Raw genomic sequence first — 2,642 nt, 5'->3', positions numbered from 1 at the left:
AAAATGAATCGCTAAGTATGTAACAGCAGGAATGTTTAATAAAGCTGCAATATTTTGAACCCCGGATCTGAAAAAGATAACTATTTGAGAGGAAAATAAAATGGCACTTTACGTCAATACCAATGCTTCTTCCCTGAATGCCCAGCGGATGATGGCAAACTCCACCAACGCTCTGGACACCTCCTACAAGCGTCTGGCCTCAGGTCTCCGTATCAACAGCGCCAAGGACGATGCCGCCGGTCTCCAGATTTCTAACCGTCTGACCTCCCAGGTTAACGGCCTTAACCAGGGCAACCGCAACGCTCAGGACGGCATTTCCTTTGCCCAGACTGCTGAAGGCGCCATGGATGAAATGACCACCATGTACCAGCGTATCCGCACCCTGGCTCTCCAGTCCGCTAACGGCACCAATTCCGAGGCTGACCGTCAGGCTATTCAGCAGGAGGTAAACCAGCTGTGTCAGGAAATTACCAGAATCGGCAATGATACCACCTACGGCGGCACTCACATTCTGGATAAGTCCATTCAGGGGCTGACGGATTTTCAGGTAGGCGCCAATCACGATGAAATCATCAGCATTGACCTTTCAGATGGCTTCCGGCTGGATGACGTGTTCATGAAGATTTACAACGACACCGCCGCCGGCCCTGAAAGGGATACTCTGGCCGGATCTGTCAGCAAAACTCTGCCCCAGCCGGACACCGGAGTAACACCGCCGGCATTTTCAGTAACGGGGGACATCACTACCACCGAAGGGGAGCACAGCGTCAAGGTAACCCAGCTGGCAGACAGCACTGCGGTTTCCAGAGATTTTACTGACCCCACGCTGCCCTTTGCCAACGGCGGCACCCTGACCTTCAAGGCCGGAACCGGCGCTGACGAGGAGTCCTTTACCGTAACCGTTGACGCTGGGGATACTCTGGAGGATATTGTGGCTAAAATCAATTCCGCTTCCGACAGCTTCGGGGTTTCCGCCACTCTTGACGGCAATACGCTCACCCTGGATTCCGGCAAAACCGGCGCTGACTATGCGAACTTTTCAGTTACCGCCACGGGAACGGATCTTGCTGACTTTGATACCTCATCCGGGTGGACTCAGGATAAGACGGCTCAGGACTGCAGAGTGGAAGTGGACGGAACCACTCTTAACAGCGCCACCAATTCCGTTACCGATCCCGCCAGCGGCATTACCGTTACCGCAAACAGCGTAACCGCCGATGCAGTTACCTTTGAAGCCGAGCCGGAAGTGGTCTTTTTGGTTGACACTCAGGCCAATTCCCAGAATGCTTTGGCCGTGGTGGATAAGTTCATTGCGGTTATCGATGCCAAGAGAGCCGAGCTGGGCGCAGTGCAGAACCGTTTGGAATCCACCATCAGAAACCAGACCAACGTTGCTGAAAACGTCTCCGATGCCCGGAGCCGCATCCGTGATGCCGACTTCGCCAGCGAGACTGCGGCCATGACCCAGCAGAACATTTTGCAGCAGGCCTCCCAGAGCATTCTGAGCCAGGCTAATCAGAGACCGCAGATTGCGCTTTCTCTCCTGCAGCAGTAACAGTTCCAAGTATCCGGTTTCCTTCTCCGGCAGCCTTCCGAGGCTGCCCTGAAGGATCTCCGCGGGATAGTACCAGTATTCTTTTATCTCCTGAGCGTAAGCTCTGTCTCTTTGGCCGAAGATTATTCCTCGGCCTTTTTTGCGTCCCCGTAACAGCCTGCGGTTGTTTTCAATGAATGAAACTGCTTGACCCCGCCGCCATTTACACATAGAGAGAACAGAGCGGTGACTCGGCTATTGATTTCAGGGAGAATGCGTTTTAGATTAATGCTGATCATCAGAGTGATTAAGGGAGTGCATATGAAGAAATTACTGCTGGCGGTTTTTGCCTTTTCTCTGGCCTTAAATGCAAGCGCCGGTCATGATGATGAGGCCCATAAAATTTATGAAAGTCTGGATCTGGCTTGCCATCAATGCGGCAAAGCTCCTGCTGATGCTCAGGAAAAATGCAAAGCGGAGGTTAACCTGACCAAGGCAAAGATAATGGCCATTAATCCCGGTATTACCAGCGATGACAGGCAATTGAAGTTTTTTAAATGCTTCTGAATCAGATCCTGATTCAGACAGCGTGATTGCTTCCTTCTGCGGCCGGTGCTAAACCCCGGCCTTTCTTGTTCTTTCGGTCGTCTGTCAGGCGCCAGCCTTGCTATCTTGCCGGCATCCGATAATGCGGCGATTTCTGTTTCTGTATCTCCGGCGCAGCTGCTCTCAAAACTTCTGAAAATCAAGGCAACGTTCTTTGCGGTAAAAAATTGCCGCCGTCAAAAACCCGTCCGGCTGAAATCCCCTGAAGCTTTCCATTTCCCGTCCCGGTCTTTTACTTCATCGTGCTCCTCAGGCCTTACGAAACAAGTAGTTATCATTTTATTTTTGTCAGCAAGGGCGTTTTGGCACGGATTTTTCATGAACAAGGGGGAACGGGGCATTTCCCGGAAATAAGGATAACCGAAGCATCATACCAGTAAAAAAACAGGCTTCGGGACAATAAGGATAGACCGGCTGAGGAGATAAAAAATGGCTTTATATGTAAATACCAACGTTTCATCCCTGAATTCCAATCGCAATCTGGCCAATGCCACCAATGCTC

General features: G+C 51.3%; 1 protein-coding gene and 2 pseudogenes. All 3 read left to right on the top strand.

The genetic code is table 11. The features are described from left to right. Nucleotides 1–100 precede the first annotated feature (100 nt). A pseudogene (locus ACJROR_RS00170) lies at nt 101–1,000 on the top strand (flagellin hook IN motif-containing protein); the annotation flags it as partial. Between the two features lie 288 nt (nt 1,001–1,288). Continuing rightward, nucleotides 1,289–1,555 (top strand): annotated as a pseudogene (locus ACJROR_RS00165) (flagellin); the annotation flags it as partial. 300 nt (nt 1,556–1,855) lie between these two features. Next, nucleotides 1,856–2,101, top strand: a complete 246-nt coding sequence (locus ACJROR_RS00160; protein WP_406545334.1) for a hypothetical protein — start codon at nt 1,856–1,858, stop codon at nt 2,099–2,101. Nucleotides 2,102–2,642 lie beyond the last annotated feature (541 nt).

It is taken from the genome of Succinimonas sp., from assembly GCF_045225735.1.
Taxonomy (GTDB): domain Bacteria; phylum Pseudomonadota; class Gammaproteobacteria; order Enterobacterales; family Succinivibrionaceae; genus Succinimonas.
This window is presented reverse-complemented; position numbering and strand designations above follow the sequence as displayed.